The sequence below is a fragment of the Mesorhizobium sp. WSM4308 genome, assembly GCF_002294905.1.
GTDB lineage: Bacteria > Pseudomonadota > Alphaproteobacteria > Rhizobiales > Rhizobiaceae > Mesorhizobium.
Map to the genome: position 1 here is coordinate 27,521 of NZ_NSFW01000019.1, position 16,566 is coordinate 44,086.

Consider the following 16,566-nt stretch of genomic DNA (forward strand, 5'->3'; position numbering starts at 1 on the left):
TTTCGGCGGAATTCAATGCAGACACTGCTCAGGAGGAACTGGTGGCCAATTCGACCGCACTCAATCCCTGGGAATGGCCTGAAAGCCATTGGCGGCGGCGCATCAACAAAGTCAGAGCGGGCAAGGCACTAAGACCAATGTGGCCCGGCGGTAAACGCTGTGCCTTCGCCATCTCGTTCGACGTCGATCATGAGTCGAACGAATTGCGCAGGGGAGGGCGATCGCTAAGCAGATTATCCTGGGGTCAGTACGGGAGCCGACGAGGGATGCCTCGGGCTTTGGAACTCTTGAGAAAGTACGACGTTCCGGCGAGTTTTTTCGTTCCCGCTGTGATCGCTCAGTTGTATCCAGACGAGCAACGCGCAGTTGTCGATGAAGGCCATGAAATTGGCATGCACGGCTGGATACACGAGCTAAACTCGGAACTGAGCGCAGAGAGCGAGCGCTCTTTAATGATGAGGAGTGCCGACACTCTTGAAAAAATCACTTCCAAACGCCCGACGGGAATTCGAACGCCTTCCTGGGATTTTTCCGACGCAACTCTACGGATCATACGTGAAACCGGATTGACATACGACTCATCCCTTATGGCCGATGATAGTTGCTATGAGCTGCTGGAAGACGAGGAACCCACGGGAGTGATTGAAATACCGGTCGAATGGATTCGAGACGATGCCACTTATCTTTGGATGAGTCCCGATGGGTCTTCACGGCCAGATTTATCAGTCGACGACGTGCTTTCTGTATTTATTCGGGAGTTCGAAGGGGCCTATCAAGATGCCGATTTATTTCAGCTGACTCTGCATCCACACGTCATTGGATATCGCTCACGGATCTGGATCGTAGAAGAATTAATTCGACGCGCCAAAGCAAAGGGTGACGTTTGGTTCGCCACACATCATCAGGTCGCCGAGCGTGCGTCCTCATGTCTCTGAAAACTCTCAGACAGGAACGCCGGTAGAGTGCGGTGTTCTTGGGGCGGCGCAAGCCGTCCTGCGCCTCGACCGTTGCGGCGGTCACCAATGGATTTGGAATGACGCGGATCATCCGCTGTCCGGTATTCGCTTTCAGAGCGGGTACAGTGGGAGTTCTTATCTTGGAGGAGGACTACAATCTTGATTGACACGACCTTTGCCGGAAAAACGGTGCTGATTACCGGCGGGTGGCGCGCTTGGCCCGGCCAGTGCCAAACTGCTGGCGGCGGGTGGAGCGGATTTGGTGTTGGCTGACCTGTCGCAAGAGGCTCTGGACCAAACTCTGGCCGCCTGTCCTGGTGCCCGTTGAGTTGTCTGCGACGTGACCGATCCGGCGATGCTGGAAGGGCTGGTCGACCTCGCCCGCGAGAGCTTTGGCCGGCCGGTTGAGGGCTTGGTCGCGGCCGCTGGCATTACGGTGCGATGAAGCGGCTGATAGACGTGAAGGGTACGAAGCCATGTTCAGCTTCAACGTCGGGGCCATTTGGCGAATCTGCAAGCTGCATCCCGCAGATGCGCGAGCTTGGCCGCGGATCGGTGGTGCTCTTCAGCTCGACTGCTGGTCTGCAGGCCTCGAAGGACGTGCCGATCTATTCGGTGACCAAGGCGGCGGTTGTGATGATGACTCGCACGCTGGCGCTGAACCACGCGGCAGAAATATCCGCGCAAACTGTGTCTGCCCCGGAACCATCGCCAGCCGTTGGCCGAGGCCGGCGTCGCCTTCGCCCGGGGAGAAGCGGCACAGGTCGAGCGCCGGACGAAGATCATCGCTGCGCATCCGATGGGCCGAATGGGGTTGCCGTCCGAGGTGGCGACAGCTGTCGGCTATCTGCTGGACGATGCGGCGGGCTTCACCATCGGCGCCGCGCTTACGGTCGACGGAGGCAGCCTTGCCTAAGCTCCGGTCAGAAACACTGTCGTCGTCACCGGCGCGGCGCGCGGGATCGGTGCCGCAACAGCGGCGTGGCTTGGCTCGGAAGAGGCGTGGGTGTTGCTAGTGGATGTTCTGGATAAAGTGCACGACACAGCTGCGGGCCTTGGCCAGACGGCGCTCGTCTGCGATCTGGCCATGCCCGACGCCGCAGGGCGGGTTCTGGCCGCCTTGGATGCCGCAAGGATCGAGACGCTCGACGTCCTCGTGAACAATGCCGGCATTGGCGGTTCGAAGTCGCTCGCCGATACTGACGATGCCTTTTGTTCCCGCTGATCGATATCAACTTGCGTGCAGTCATCAGCCTGACCCGCGAGTTGCGGCCGCGGATGCGCCAGCCGGGCGGGCGGATCATTAATGTCAGCTCGATCCTCGGGCTTACGGGCTATCCCGGAACGGTAGGCTATTCGGTGGCCAAGGCCGGGATCGCGTATCTCACGCTCCAGCAGGCCGGCGAGCAGGGCCTGTAGGGTATAACCGTGAATGCGGTGGCGCCCGGCGTGGTCCCCACCGACATGACTCGAGCGCTGCACGTACGCAGCTACCAACGCCTGATGGTCGCGCCAATCCGCTCGAGCGCGTCTCCTCGCCGGAGGAGCAGGCGGCGGTGATCGCCTTCCTGCTTCGGACGACGCGTTCTACGTCTCGGGCGCAGTGATCCCCGTCGACGGCGGCTCCCGCCTGTCACAGTAGAGAAGAATAGCGCAATTTAAGCCTATACACAGGATGGCCCTGCAATTCCCGGATGCAGACCGACTCTGCCGGTAACCGGTTCCGGTGGTCGATCCTGTTAGCGGCGCCATTACCCGGCGCACATTTGATCGCGGTGGTGGGCAAGTTGAATTTACCCTTCGCGCGCTTCCCAGCGATCAATATGGCAGTGTCGTACTGCTCGGTCATTGTCGCAACGGTCGCGTTCAGCGTCGGCGCGAACCACAGCGCCTTGGCCACACCAGGTTGTAGCAGACGGATCGCCTCAGTGACCCGCCGAAGAAGCTGAGGCCGTCAATCCAGTCGGGCAGCTTTTGAGTCAGAGTTGGCAAAGGCTGCTCGAACTGAACGACTGTTGAGGAAAGCCTTTGCAGGCGCGGCGGGCGCGAGCACCGCGGGGAGCCGCAAAAAGGCACGCGGAGAGCTCTGCTGAGGCTGCAGTCAACTCAGCGTCCTTGGGAGCATATTGAAGTAGTATTTGCCCATCTCTCCCTGTTATGGCGATTTGAGAAGCAAAAAGCCCGTTCAGCGTTTAGCTTGGAGAATGTGCCCACTGCACTGCTCGCCCGCGAATCACCGATATTATGCAGATTTAGGAGCTCGACGCCGATCTCCTGCATTTGTTGGCGAGGATTGCTGGAAGAGTACCCATTCAATGCACTAAAATCCTGGAGTGGTCTGATCCTCATATTGTAAGTGTAGGCTGGCCTGATGCGGCTGGTTCCAAGTCTTCACAAAGGTTCCAACTACGCCTCCTCCCAAGGCGCATCGGCCCGGCAGCGAGTTCAATCTCCTGCCGGGCGTTGTAACTATTTGCGCACATTGGCCGATTCGGACCTTCAACGGGTTGGGCGGCTGCTGGCTGTCGGAGCAATGTAAAACTGGCTCATAGGCAAGAGTTAGATTGATGAGCAGTCTTGCGGACCAAGTCGCCGATCCAAATTCGCCAGGAGCATTTGCGCCCCTCAGAAATCCGAGCTTTCGTTCAATCTGGTTCGCCACGCAGGTCAGCTCGCTCGGCTGGTTGATGCAGACTGTTGCCATCAGCTGGCTGATGGCTACGATTTCGACTTCCGATCTGATGGTCGCGCTGGTTCAGGCTTCTTCAAACCTGCCAGCGTTCATCTTATCCGTCTTCGCCGGGGCCTTGGCTGATAATTTCAGCCGGCGCCGGGTCATGTTCGCCGGCCGGTGCCTTATGGTATTGGCATCTGCGATGCTGACGGCTTTTGTGGTGCTGGGCTTTGTCGATCCGTGGATGATCCTCGGCTTCAGCTTCTTGATCGCATGCGGCGGCGCTCTCCACGATCCAGCCTGGCAGGCCTCGGTTGGCGATATGGTGAACCGACGCGACGTTCCCGCCGCCGTCACGCTCCTCTCCGTTGGCTTCAACACTGTTCGGACCGTAGGCCCGGCGCTCGGTGGCATAGTAGTTGCCTCTTTTGGGCTGATGACGGCTTTCGCCGTAACCAGTCTTACCTATCTGGTCCCTTTGGTAACCATATGGCGCTGCAAGTGGATGGTTCGCTCATCACCTCTCCCACGTGAGTCGATGAGGACGGCGATCTATGACGGGCTACGCTTCACGGCGATGTCGTCGGAGATTAAGACGGCGATCACTCGCGGAACCCTCTTTGGTCTGGCGAGCATCGCCATTCTCGCGCTGCTGCCGCTGGTTGTCCGCGACCAGCTGGGAGGCGGACCGCTCGCCTATGGCACGCTCATGGCCGGATTCGGGACAGGCGCCGTCTTCGCCGGCATCTCGAACAGCGTGTTCAGACGGAGCTTGTCACAAGAGCGGCTGATGACGCTCGCATGCGTCGCCTGCGCGGCATGCTCCCTTTCGCTTGCGCTGACTTCTTCGATTGCAGTGGCGGCAATTGCACTCGCCATGGGTGGCGCGGGCTGGGTCACCGCCTGGTCCGGGGTCGGCGTGACCGTGCAACTGGCAAGCCCGCGCTGGGTCGTGGGGCGCACCATCTCGATTTACTATGCATTGATCGATGGCGGCATCGCAGCGGGCAGTTGGGTGTGGGGCACGGTGGCCCAGAACCATTCACTGACCTTGGCACTGGAGGGCTCCGCTGGAGCCCTTCTGCTGGTCGCCGCCACGGGCCTCCTGTTTCCCCTTCGCGAGCGCCGCGAATCCGATCCAGATGCTTTGGAGGACTTCGACGCACCGGCAGTCGCCCTCAATCTCAAGCCAAGAAGCGGTCCCATCGTGGTCAAAGTCGAGTACCTAGTGCCCGAGGAAAATCGCGAAGCATTCCTGGAACTCATGCGGGCGCGCCGGCATGTGCACAGTCGCGTCGGCGCTCGTCATTGGACTCTCCAGCGCAACCTTCAGGAGCCTATGCAATGGATAGAGACATTCCGCACGCCGACCTGGACCGACTACCTTCGCCTGAACCATCGTCTCACGGAAGCAGACAAGGAATTGGGTAAACAAGTGCTGAAATTGCATGCAGGACAGCTTCCGCCTAAAATCATGCTTTTTATCGAGCGACCAACAAGCTCGGCCCTAAAGTCCGATGAATCAGCACGTTATTTTCTCCGACACTGACTCTTCGAGGTTAACCCCTTGTATCTGCACGCAGAGGACTTTGTGCGATGGAAGCGACTGAGCCTCGAACCGGATGGCCATCCGGTTCGAAGCAAGGCGAAGTCGCCCGACACCCCTCCGGCCACAACCGTGGGTGAGCCTGGGATCTTCGCCTTCGTCACGTACGACCGAATAGTCGCTTGGCTCCAATCGCACGCACAAGGCAGGTTACCGTGAACAAGACTATCTGTGGAGTGGATGTTTCGAAAGACTGGCTCGATACCCATGTCGTGCCGAGCGGAGCGGCGGGCCGCTTTCGCAACGATGCGGCAGGCATAGCCGAGCTTGCTGCCTGGTGTTAGGTCAATGGTGTCGAGCTCGTCGTCATGGAGGCCAGTGGCGGCTACGAACGGCTTCCCTTCCTGCTGTCGTGGGAGTTGGGAGTAGCCTGCGGCATGGCCAATGCGAGGAGCGTACGCTGATTCGCCGAGGCGATGGGCTTCCTGGAGAAGACCGACAGGATCGACGCCGCCGTCATCGCCCGCTATAGCGAGGTCAAACGGCTGCAGCCGACGCTGCCGCCGAGCGCGGCCCAGCAGCGGCTCAAGGCGCTGGTCGCCCGGCTTTCCCAGGTAACCGCCGATCTCACCGTCCAGAAGCAGCGCAAGAGCGCTGCCACTGATGCCGATACCATTGCCTGCGTATTCCGATGAAGCCGGCCACCGATTCCGATTTGAAGCCGGCCAGTCATTCCGATTTCATTCCGGCCAGCATTCCGATTTGAAGGCGGCCATTTTTCGGTCTGATCCTGGGTCTCGTTGATGTTTGGGTTGGGTTTTGTTTCAGGTCAAGCTGACGGATAAGCCCGAAAGCGGCACCATGCAAGAATACAATAGGTCCACCGGTTCCATTCTCGCAATACAAAGTCGCGACGGCCCCAATCAATATGCAATGTTCGGTGATCATTGTTTCCTCAGCAAAAGCGAGCCAGATCGGTCTGCATTATGCATATGGGAAGCGAGGCTTCTGGTATTTACTTCATAAGCGTAGCAGCGTCTACAGGCCTTTTGCGCCAATTGCCCCCTAGCCGAACGCAGGAATTCGGCGTAGGCGCCCCAGTTCTTCAACCGCGAATTTGCAGGAAATTCCTAAACAAGCGCGGTGACCGTCTAGTGCATCAAGTTACGCGCGGAGCATCCTCCCCAATGCCTGCATCTGCGGCCTTCTAATCCGATCAATGTGGTCGCAAGCGGGGTGCGACCCGAAGCGCGCAATCACCATCTCCGCCTTTGGCGCTATGTACAGGTTCTGGCCGTAAAGGCCCCGACCTTCAATAGCATCAAGCTCGTCGTGTGATACCCACCATTGGCTTCGGTATGTATAGCCGAATGGGAGGTCCGGCTTGGCGGGGTGGTCGAGATCTTGAAGGTCGTAGACAACACTCGCGGGAACCAGTTGCTTGCCATTACACGAGCCTTCACATCGCATCAGCTCGCCGAAACGCGCCAAGTCGCGCAACGTCACATTGAGTCCGCTATGCGCCCTCGGCATACCGTTTGTCGGGTCGATCTCGACATAGGCGTCTTCTTCGCAGCCCAGTGGCAACCATAAGCGCTCCTCCAACAGTTGTGCGAACGACCGGCCCGTTGCGCGCGACATAACCCAAGCCATAACATTGGTATCGACGCCTTTGTAGACAAATTTGCCGTGCGCCCCTTCCTTTCGTATGGTACGCAGGTATTCGCATCTATATGACTTGTCTACACTTGTGTAATCTTCAGTAAAAGCAACGTTAGTTTGCATGTCCATGACTTGGCGGAGCGTTGCATCTTCCCACCCTGTACCTCGTAATTCCGGCACAAACTGCGATATTGTCTTCCTGTCGTCGAGAATGCCCTCATGCACCAACGCCGCGGCTAGGGTGCCCGCATACGATTTGGTGATTGACTGACACGAATGTTGTACGTGCGGCGCGAGTGCGCCGAAGTATCGTTCGTATATGATCCGCCCCCGATGCAGGACCAAAATGCCGTCGGTGTAGGTGTCGAATAGCGCCTCCTCGAACCGGTTGGTGCGGTCGTCCATGTCGACGAACGTGAGCCCATCGATTTCGGTAGACCTGTTGCTGCACTCAAGCTGCGACGGTCCGCCCCGCCCTCGCCACACTTGGACTGTGGGCCGCAGCTCACGCATATGCGATAGCGACCAGCGAAGCTGAGGAAAGGTCCAAACAGTTTCATTCTCGAATGTTACACGCTTGTCTGGCGGCGGCGGCGCACCGCGCATCCAGCCAAATTCGCGAGGATCCGATGCACGGCCGTCCAGGTATTGCTGTCCGTCGAATTCGAGTACGCTCTCCGACGCGTTACCGACGGTTTGCCGTTGTTTGAATTCTGTCATACATGGGATCCAATTTCATGCCTAGGCGCCCCCGGCGCCAGCTGGCTATCGAGAGTTGCGACCCAACCTCGGGAGTTCGGACTGGACTAAATCACAACATGTTATGATCATAGCAGCGGCAGGCGCGCATTCTATGCGAAATGTCCTCGACAACGCAGCAAATCAGCGTTGTATTGCGGCCGGCGCATACTTGCGGCCCCGCTCTCGCGTGGCAAGTAGGACCTAACTTGCCGAACGCTTCCAGCTACAAGAGGCATGAGCCATCATGCGCAGTATGCCGAGTACATCTCGATTAAACCGGGTCCGAACGGGTTGACAATTGTAACGCGTCTCCGCTGTCCGAGCTACGATGAGTCAAAAATTCTCTGGTCTATCAACGATGTTGACCCAGAGGGATACGTGCGAACTCGCAAGGCAAGAAATCGCGAAATGGCATGGGCGACTCTGCATGTTGGCGACGCGATAGTGGATAACGCCGTCGCCTTCGTAGGTGGGCTCGGCTTGAGTCGTCGCATGCGACGTCTCGAAGCAACCGCCCTGGTCAATAGCGACGTCGACCAGCTCCGAGCCCTTCTTCATGCCGGACATCATTTCGCGGGTGACGAGCTTTGGCGCGGCAGCACCGGCGATCAGCACGGCCCCGACCACGATGTCGGCAGAGAAGCATTCTTCCTCGAGCGCCCCGACGGTTGAGTAGCGGGTGCGCACACGGCCGGCGAAGAGGTCGTCGAGATTAGGGAGGTCGAGATTAGGGAGGTCGAGATTAGGGAGAGAGAGGGGCTTGGACCGCAGTTCCCACGTGACCAGAGTCAGCCCTGCAAGGTGTAATTCAACGCGCCAGTCCAGTTTAGATCCTTCCAAACAAGACGTCTTGTGGCGATGCAATCTGCAGCCTTCGGAGTCCAGCGAGTTGGCGAGTTCGCCGACCTCTCTGAGGCCAGGGTATCCGTGCTTTGTGAAATCGCCAGAGCGATCCGGCGAAAGCCAAGGGTAGTTCGCAGGAAACCTGCATCATCGAACTCGATTTCGCTGAATGCCAACAATGCAGAGCGATAAGGTGTCGTTCGTTAAATGACGGACCGGGATGGGTCCAATCAGCAGGGAGCAATGGCGCACCGCTAAGACACTCCTCTCGGTGGCGACGAAGGTAGCTTTCAAGAAAATAAGAACGAGAAAAAAGGGAACTATAGATGAACAATCATGTAACGACGGTCGTAGTTGCAGTCTCCATGGCGGTTGCGTCGATGTCTTTGTCAGCCAAGGCTTGCGCCGGCGAAGTCCTTGATCGTGTGCTCGCGGCACAGACATTGACGGTAGCGGTCGGGTCCGACTGGGGAGCCTTGTCTCACTTGAACGACCAACATGAACTCGACGGTGATGATGTAGAGGTCGCGAAGGGCATTGCGGACTACTTGGGCGTGAAGATCAAATTCGTGACCCCGGGCTGGGATATCATTCAGGCAGGCCAGTGGGGGGGGCGTTGGGACATGGCCATGGGTCAAATGACGCCGACCAACGATCGCGCCAAAAAATTCGCCTTCCCGGCCATGTACTTCTACGAAGGCGAAGTCGCTGTCGTTCACAAGGATAGCAAAGCGACGAAGCCTTCCGACCTGGAGGGCAAGATCGTCGGCGTCCGAGCGGGAACTCTTGGCGATTTGTATGCCAATCACAAGCTCACACCGGCATGGATCGGCGCTAAGCCAATACAATATCAATTTACAGCGGGCCAAGTGAAGGCTTATCCAAGTGCTAACTCTCTTACGCTTGACGACCTGCGCCTCGGCGATGGTGTTCGTCTCGATGGCGTCATTACTGAAGGAACGACGGCGGCTGCGGCAATCAAATCTGGCTATCCATTGAAGGTTATTGGCGATCCCTTATTCTACGCCCCGGGCGCTGTCACAATCGAGCGTGGCGATAAGGAGTTTATCGACAAGGTCGCTGCCGCGGTCAAGAAGATGAAGGATGACGGCACTCTTGCTAAACTCTCGGTCAAGTGGTTCGGGGGGGATTTCAGCGTCGATAAATAACATGACACAATCGTGGGCGTCCCCTTCCCGGGGGCGCCTCTTCTTAGGAAGAAAATGCTTATGCTTTACCACGATACAGTTGAATCTGAGGTGCTCGTCCACAAGCCATGGTTTATCGGCTGCATATTTGCAATTGTGCTCGCGGTTTTTCTTATCTTCAACGTAGCGGGCACCACGATGGGCGAACTCCTACGGCCCGTGATTGGCGATCACGCACAAGTGAAGTTTTACAGTCGCATTGCGATCGCTTTTGTAATTGCCGCAATGTTCTGCCTCAACCTCGTGCTGATTGGTTTTGTCCCGCTCAAAATCCAAATCGGGATCGTATGGTTTGAGTTGGTGCTACTGTTCCTTTCGCTCTTCGCGGCATTTGACTTAAGCATGCCATTTATTTGGGCAAACCTGCCATTTCTAATTACGCAGGGGGTAGTTACTACAGTTTACGTATCAGCGATGTCACTGCTATTTGCGTCGGCTATCGCAATAATCGGCGCGATTGCGAAACTGTCAAGCAACGGCATGGCTTACGCGATAGTCAGCTTCTACACTTCATGCTTCCGGGGTCTGCCGCTTCTCATGCAGGTTTATCTGATCTACATGGGCTTGCCCCAGGTAGGTTACGTTATTAATGCCGTGCCTGCAGGCGTGTTGGCGCTTTCGCTATGCAGTGGTGCCTACATGACGGAGATCTTCCGTTCGGGCATAGCCAGCATCGATCGCGGCCAGTGGGAGGCATCCCGGTCATTAGGTTTCGGCTTTGCGCTCACAATGCGCAGAATCATTCTGCCGCAAGCGCTTCCGGTTATCATTCCCCCGATGGGAAACACGTTCATCTCAATGCTCAAAGACAGCTCTCTCGTTTCGGTTCTTGGCGTTTGGGAGCTGACGTATCTAGCTCACTCACTCGGCCAGCCAACCTTCCATACTATGGAGATGCTAGTAACAGCGGCAATGATTTATTGGATTTTATCCGCCTGCCTGGAACTGGTCCAATCCCGGATCGAGGACCATTTTGCCAGAAGTAAGAAGCGATGATCGTGAATTCATTGGTCAAGCTAAAAAAGACGTCTAAGTTGGTTCGGCCATTTTCAAGGCACTTACAGATGCGCCAATGAACAAGAGAGATGCAATATTGAGCGACGAAGTCATCGAAGCTAAGAATGTATCCAAATGGTATGGTGCCTTCAGAGCACTAACTGACATCAACCTAACCGTCCGCAAGGGCGAACGTATCGTCATCTGTGGGCCCTCAGGCTCGGGAAAGTCGACGCTGATCCGTTGCGTCAATCGGCTCGAAGCGCACCAGGATGGCGAGATTACCGTCACTGGGATTAGGTTACATAACAAAATGCGCAACGTAGCTGAAGTTCGCAAAAGCGTCGGCATGGTTTTTCAGCACTTTAATCTTTTCCCGCACATGACCGTGCTGATGAACTGTATGGCGGCGCCGATGTGGATAAAGGGCGTTCCAGAGGGTGAGGCTAGAAAGATCGCGCTTAAATTCCTAGAGCGCGTGCGCATTCCCGAACAGGCGAACAAATATCCGGCTCAGCTCTCCGGGGGACAGCAGCAGCGCGTCGCAATTGCCCGGTCCCTCTGTATGGAGCCTGCAGTCATGCTCTTCGATGAGCCGACCTCCTCGCTCGATCCAGAGATGGTCGCTGAAGTGCTCGAGACTGTGACCGGACTCGCACGCGACGGCATGACCATGGTATGCGTCACCCACGAGATGGGCTTTGCGCGCGCCGTGGCCGATCGAGTAATCTTCATGGATCGAGGTGAGATCGTCGAAGAGGGTACACCGCACGACTTCTTCAGAAACCCGCAGCACGAAAGAACGAAATTGTTTCTCAGCCAGATCTTGTCGCATTGAGGGAGCCATCCTTCAACGAGGCCGTTCGACCGAGTTACTGTGTATCGAATGCGTTGCCTCAGGCCAGCGAGACAACATGTGCGGATATTGTATTCGTACGTATTGGCTGACATACATCAGAGCGTTCTCGGCAAGCGCCTCGTTCCCGGAAGCGCGAGAGTAGGATCCCGCTGAGCTTGTGCGCAGCCCACCGTGCCAGTTCGCGTCCAGGCGCGCTGAGGATTGGCTCGCCACACATGATCAGGTTGCAAGAGTGCGGCCTCAACCCTCTGCCCGCAACCGACCACAATCTGCAGACGTCGTCCTCTGGCAGATTCCCGACCATCTTTGGGTGAACCAAACGGATCAACACATGTTAAAGAACATAACCTTCGACCGCCACAGCTCCGACAAGCTTAAGAGTGAGGTCACGATCGACATTGATAAATGGGGGGTTCCTCATATCAAGGCTCAGAACTTGCACGACCTATTTTTCGCGCAGGGTTGGAATGCAGCTCGAGACCGCCTCTGGCAAATTGATATTGCGCGCAAACGAGGTCTCGGTCTCCTGTCACGAGACTTTGGCCCCGGATATTTGGAGCAGGATCGGGCGGCGCGTCTCTTTTTATTTCGCGGAGCCATGAGTGCAGAATGGCAGGCGTACGGCCCGGATTCCGAAGAGATATGCTCAGCGTTTGCCGAGGGGATCAATTCCTACGTAGACAGTTGCCATGACGGTTTGATTGCCTTGCCACCCGAGTTTGGCCTCCTCGGTCACACTCCCGACTATTGGAAACCCGAAGACGTCGTTCGCGTGCGAACGCACTCACTAACCCGAAATGCGATTTCGGAGCTTCTGCGCTGCAGGGTGATGGCATTGGCAGGTGTGGAACGAGGTACCCGCCTCGACAGGTTGAGACAAGAATTGTCACCTCCGATAGCGCCACGACCAGCGGAGGGCCTTGACCTCGCCTTTATGACAGATCGAGTACTGCAGGATTTTCGCTTGGCAATCTGTCCCGTCTCATTCTCGAGGGAAAGACTTGCAGCAAGTCTTCAGGAAGCTGACCGTTGGACCCGCGTAACACCGAGTGATGAGATCATGCAGACGGTGTTCCAAGAGGGCTCAAACAACTGGGCCATATCCGCAACAAAAACCACAACGGAGCGACCAATCCTTGCTCTAGACCCGCATCGCAAGCACGTCCTTCCGTCCATCAGGTATCTTGTACACCTGAGTATGCCCGGGCTCGATGTAATTGGCGCTGGAGAGCCTATGATCCCAGGAATCTCCATGGGTCACAACGGGACAGCCGCCTTTGGTCTGACTATTTTCGGCGCTGACCAAGAAGATATTTATGTTTACGAAACCAAGAGTGAGGGAAATAAATACTTATATAAAGGGGCCTGGGAGCAGGTGAAGACTATACACGAGAAAATTCCAGTTCGCGCCCACACCGACCAGGAGGTAAAGCTTCAGTTCACACGCCATGGACCCATTTTAAACCAAAATGCTGAAAAAGACCGCGCCTTCGCACTGAGAACCGTATGGATGGATCCCGGCATGGCACCTTACATGGCCAGCTTGGCCGTAATGCGCTCTAAGACATTTTCAGAATACACCTCCAGTCTAGCAAACTGGGGTTGTCCTTCAGTTAATCACATCTATGCGGACACGTCGAATGTAATTGCGTGGAAACCGTCAGGTGCGGCTCCGGTCCGAAGAAATTGGGACGGCCTGCTTCCGGTTCCAGGAGACGGTCGGTTCGAATGGGAAGGGTATTTGTCACCGGACGATGGGCCGTTCGAGATGAACCCCGCCAAAGGTTTTGTCGCCACTGCCAACGCAATGAATGTTCCGGAGGAATGGAGTAGATCGCATCCTGCTTTTGGCTACGAGTGGTCTGACAGCAGCAGACATGATACCCTTCATACAACTCTCTCACGATCAGAGAAGATCTCGTTGCGGGACTGCATGTCGCTGCAATGTTCGGTGTATTCGCCGATAGCAGTTCGTATTCTTGCGAAACTAGACACTCTTCTCGGTTCGGTTGCAAACATGCCTGCGTTGCACTTATTTTCTAACTGGGACCGGCATTTGGATGCGAGTTCGCCAGCCGCCGCGTTCTTTGAGATTTGGCTTAGCAAACACCTTGGCCCGACAGTAGCTCGCTTAGAAAGCGCTGACGATGAAGTGTTGGCACTGCTCGTGCCTTTACAGCCTTCGGCCATAGCCTCTTGGCTCGAACAGGCAGAGCCTAGTGAAAAGTTGAAGCATTCCATAATGGAATCCCTAACTTCTGCCTGGAGTGAATGCATATGTCGATTTGGCGACGATTCTGCCTCATGGGCATGGGGCAGTATACATAAGCTTGATTTGCGCCACCCTCTGCAGGCACTGACGTCTGAACAATGGTCGTTGGGCGCCATAGCCCTCGGCGGAAGTAGCTCAACGCTCAATTTTTCGAGTTACCGAAGCGGCCAATTCTCTGTTTCAGAAGGACCGTCAGTGCGGATAATCATGGACGTTGGGTCATGGGATGACAGTCTCTTTATTAACAATCCAGGTCAGTCGGGTGTTCCGATCTCAAGTCATTATCGTGACCTCAATCACGATTGGCAACGGGGCGAATACAAGCCCTTGTTATATTCAGAGGAGTCCATACGGAGGGAGCTCGAACATAGGGTCGTCCTGTCTCCCGCTGACTGTTGAGGATGCGACAGTATAGGCCGCTTACCATTGTAGCAGGAACATATCGGTCGAACTCACCTGGCGGCAAGGTGAGGATCGACACTTTAGCGCCCGCCGGCCGACTTTGATATTGACAGCGGAACGCCCGGCCGGAATCTGGATGCGCTTGTGGGGCAATGATCCCGCTGGTGTGCGGCGACCACCCCTGATCGTCACGAGCAGGGCCGTCGCGGCCTCCAATAATGTTGCAGGAGACTTAGAAGCGGGATGTCCCGCATTGGCAATTGCTCTGCCTTGGGGCCATAGGGAAGAGGGGTAAGGTGCTGGCCCGACCACCGGAGAGCGCGTCTGTTACTACAAGGCTCGATCGCGGCCGCATCACGGCCCTCGGCGGCTGCCGATAACGCGCGCTTCGGGCGCTACCAGTACGCATTGGCGATAATCGCATCTGCTGTAGGAGAGCACTTGATTCGAGACTGACAGTGCGACGGTCAACAGGGTTCGCTATCATTGTCGAGCCGAGTTCAAGAATGGACACATACCTCAGGGAGGACCTTTCAGGGGGCAGACCATTGTCTGTCTCCTCATCCGAGAAACAAGCTAACCTCGCAGAGAGTGGCATCAGGGCAACACGTCATTGTCCTTCGATGCGACTGAATATCGACGACTTCAACGCGGCTTGCCGCCTTCGCGTATAGCCGCAGGACCTTGAATGCCGGGAACCAGCCGAGAAATGTTGGCGGTGGGTGAGCGCCTTTCATTTTTCAAGTCCGCTACATTCTGTCTGTCATATACCCGAAGGCGGCGATGCTTGTTGCCCGCCCGATGTGGTTAGCAGTTGACGTGCCTTCTTATGTATCTTCATTCAGCCTGCGGTGGCACGCTGGCCGTTTCGTTGAATGGCGGGGGAAAAAAGGCGTTGATGACTCAGGCTTGCGTGGAGCACTCGTGGGGCGCTCGATTGACAATGTTATTCGTGGAGAATGCTTTCCTTTGTGGAGGAGGATGATTCTCTCGTCCAGTTCCTTGTCGGCCTCGGTAAGGCGATGATTCAGGCGAAGGTAGTCGGTCCAGGTCGGCGTACGGAATGTCTCCGTCCATAGCACAGGCTCCTGAAGGTTGCGCTGGAGAGTCCAGTGCCGAGCACCAACGCGACTCTGTACATGCCGGCACCCGCGCATGGCGAGGAATTCTTCTAGATTTTCCACGAGTATGAGGTACTCGACTTTGACCACGATGGGGCCGCTTCTCGGCTTGAGACTGAGGGCGACTGCCGGCGCGTCGAATTCCTCCAAAGGGTCGGGCTCGGCCTCGCGACCCTCGCGAAGGGGAAACAGGACGCCGCTCGCAATGGAAGAGGCAGTGCCAGAAAAAGGGAGCACGCCGCACAGGCGACGCATGCCAGCGTCATTAGTTGCTCTTCTGACAAGCTCCGTCTTAATAGGCTGTTGGCGACGCCAGCCATGACGGCGCCTGTGCCGAAGCCGGCGATGATGGTGCCATAGGCGAGCGGTCCTTCGCCCAGCTGATCGCGGACAACCAATGGCAGCAGTGCGAGTATGGCGATGCCCGACAGGCCAAAGAAGGTTCCGCGGGCGATCGCCGTCTTGATTTCCGATGACATCGCTGTGAAGCGCAGCCTGTCATAGATGGCCGTCCTCATTGACTCACGTGGGAGAAGTGAGGAGCGAACCTTCCATTTGCATCGCCATATGGTGACCAAAGGGATCATATAGGTGAGTGTAAACATAGCGAAAGCCGTCATAAGTCCGAACGACGCAATCATGATGCCGCGAGCGCCGGTCCCACGGTCCGTGCAGTGTTGAAGCCAATGGAGAGGAGGGTGACGGCAGCGGGAACTTCGCGTCGGTCCACAATATCGCCAACAGAAGCCTGCCAGGCGGTATCGTTGAGCGCGGCACCACTTGCGATCAAGAAGCTGAAGCCGAAGATCATCCACGGGGCGATAAAGCCCAGCACCACTGAAGCCGTAGCATCGCGGATGCTATTACCATTAGGCATCGGCCGGCGAACATGACTCTTCGACGGCTGAAGTTGTCGGCGAGAACCCCTAGCGAAAATGGACAAAATGAAAGCGGGCAGGTTAGACGAAGCCTGCTCGAGCGCAACCATCAGATCGGAGGTCGGAACCGTTGCCATTAGCCAGCTGATAGCAACGGTCTGCATCAGCCAGCCAAGGGAAGAGACTTGAGAGGCTAAACCAGATTGAGCGAAATGTCGTATTCCTGAGCGGCGCAAACGTCTTCGGCGAAACTACATCCGCATCTGCGCCCGCCGCTTTGCTCATTGCTCCGACCGATTCGGTTCCGCCAAGCTTAACCACTTCGCGCGACACGATCCTCTTACACGTCGGATGCGCCAAATGCAGTCTTTGTATTAGTGTCATCTGGTAGCGAGATGCGGAGGTGGC

At 56.5% G+C, this 16,566-nt stretch carries 9 protein-coding genes and 5 pseudogenes; 10 read left to right on the plus strand and 4 right to left on the minus strand.

Annotation, left to right across the window (positions count from 1 at the left end):
• Positions 1 to 41 precede the first annotated feature (41 nt).
• The 4 genes and pseudogenes from CK227_RS29040 (at position 42) to CK227_RS37875 (ending at position 2,375) form a co-directional block, all read left to right on the plus strand.
• Entirely contained in the window at positions 42 to 935 is an 894-nt protein-coding gene (locus CK227_RS29040) for a polysaccharide deacetylase (protein WP_224570030.1), read from the plus strand.
• Positions 936 to 1,674: 739 nt separating this feature from the next.
• Positions 1,675 to 1,872, plus strand: a complete 198-nt coding sequence (locus CK227_RS37865) for an SDR family oxidoreductase (RefSeq protein WP_063169323.1) — start codon at positions 1,675 to 1,677, stop codon at positions 1,870 to 1,872.
• 27 nt (positions 1,873 to 1,899) lie between these two features.
• Positions 1,900 to 2,181: pseudogene (locus tag CK227_RS37870) on the plus strand (SDR family NAD(P)-dependent oxidoreductase); the annotation flags it as partial.
• Positions 2,169 to 2,375 carry an SDR family oxidoreductase gene (locus CK227_RS37875; RefSeq protein ID WP_199489648.1) on the plus strand — a complete coding sequence of 69 codons (207 nt, stop codon included), beginning with the start codon at positions 2,169 to 2,171 and terminating at the stop codon, positions 2,373 to 2,375. The pseudogene CK227_RS37870 and the gene CK227_RS37875, both read left to right, overlap by 13 nt.
• Positions 2,376 to 2,775: 400 nt before the next feature.
• On the opposite strand, the pseudogene CK227_RS37505 reads toward CK227_RS37875, so the two are convergent.
• Positions 2,776 to 2,942 (minus strand): annotated as a pseudogene (locus tag CK227_RS37505) (IS21 family transposase); the annotation flags it as partial.
• 581 nt (positions 2,943 to 3,523) lie between these two features.
• On the opposite strand from CK227_RS37505, the gene CK227_RS29065 reads away from it, so the two are divergent.
• Entirely contained in the window at positions 3,524 to 5,179 is a 1,656-nt protein-coding gene (locus CK227_RS29065) for an MFS transporter (protein WP_063169321.1), read from the plus strand.
• 269 nt (positions 5,180 to 5,448) lie between these two features.
• A pseudogene (locus CK227_RS29070) lies at positions 5,449 to 5,835 on the plus strand (transposase); the annotation flags it as partial.
• Between the two features lie 505 nt (positions 5,836 to 6,340).
• Here CK227_RS29070 and CK227_RS29075 read toward each other — a convergent pair.
• Both CK227_RS29075 and CK227_RS29080 read right to left on the minus strand, forming a co-directional pair.
• Positions 6,341 to 7,558, minus strand: coding sequence for a serine hydrolase (locus tag CK227_RS29075; RefSeq protein ID WP_063169320.1), 1,218 nt, complete (start codon positions 7,556 to 7,558; stop codon positions 6,341 to 6,343).
• Positions 7,559 to 7,912: 354 nt separating this feature from the next.
• Positions 7,913 to 8,290 (minus strand): annotated as a pseudogene (locus tag CK227_RS29080) (alanine dehydrogenase); the annotation flags it as partial.
• Positions 8,291 to 8,748: 458 nt separating this feature from the next.
• On the opposite strand from CK227_RS29080, the gene CK227_RS29085 reads away from it, so the two are divergent.
• The 4 genes from CK227_RS29085 (at position 8,749) to CK227_RS29100 (ending at position 14,156) form a co-directional block, all read left to right on the plus strand.
• Positions 8,749 to 9,591: a transporter substrate-binding domain-containing protein gene (locus tag CK227_RS29085; RefSeq protein WP_063169318.1), complete on the plus strand. Its 843-nt coding sequence runs from the start codon at positions 8,749 to 8,751 to the stop codon at positions 9,589 to 9,591.
• Between the two features lie 60 nt (positions 9,592 to 9,651).
• Positions 9,652 to 10,626 (plus strand): amino acid ABC transporter permease, encoded by a 975-nt coding sequence (locus tag CK227_RS29090; protein ID WP_063170377.1) that lies wholly within the window; start codon positions 9,652 to 9,654, stop codon positions 10,624 to 10,626.
• Between the two features lie 94 nt (positions 10,627 to 10,720).
• Positions 10,721 to 11,464 (plus strand): amino acid ABC transporter ATP-binding protein, encoded by a 744-nt coding sequence (locus CK227_RS29095; RefSeq protein WP_135921822.1) that lies wholly within the window; start codon positions 10,721 to 10,723, stop codon positions 11,462 to 11,464.
• A 352-nt stretch (positions 11,465 to 11,816) separates the two neighbouring features.
• Positions 11,817 to 14,156, plus strand: coding sequence for a penicillin acylase family protein (locus tag CK227_RS29100; protein WP_063170375.1), 2,340 nt, complete (start codon positions 11,817 to 11,819; stop codon positions 14,154 to 14,156).
• An 830-nt stretch (positions 14,157 to 14,986) separates the two neighbouring features.
• On the opposite strand, the pseudogene CK227_RS29105 reads toward CK227_RS29100, so the two are convergent.
• A pseudogene (locus CK227_RS29105) lies at positions 14,987 to 16,443 on the minus strand (MFS transporter).
• Between the last annotated feature and the right edge of the window lie 123 nt (positions 16,444 to 16,566).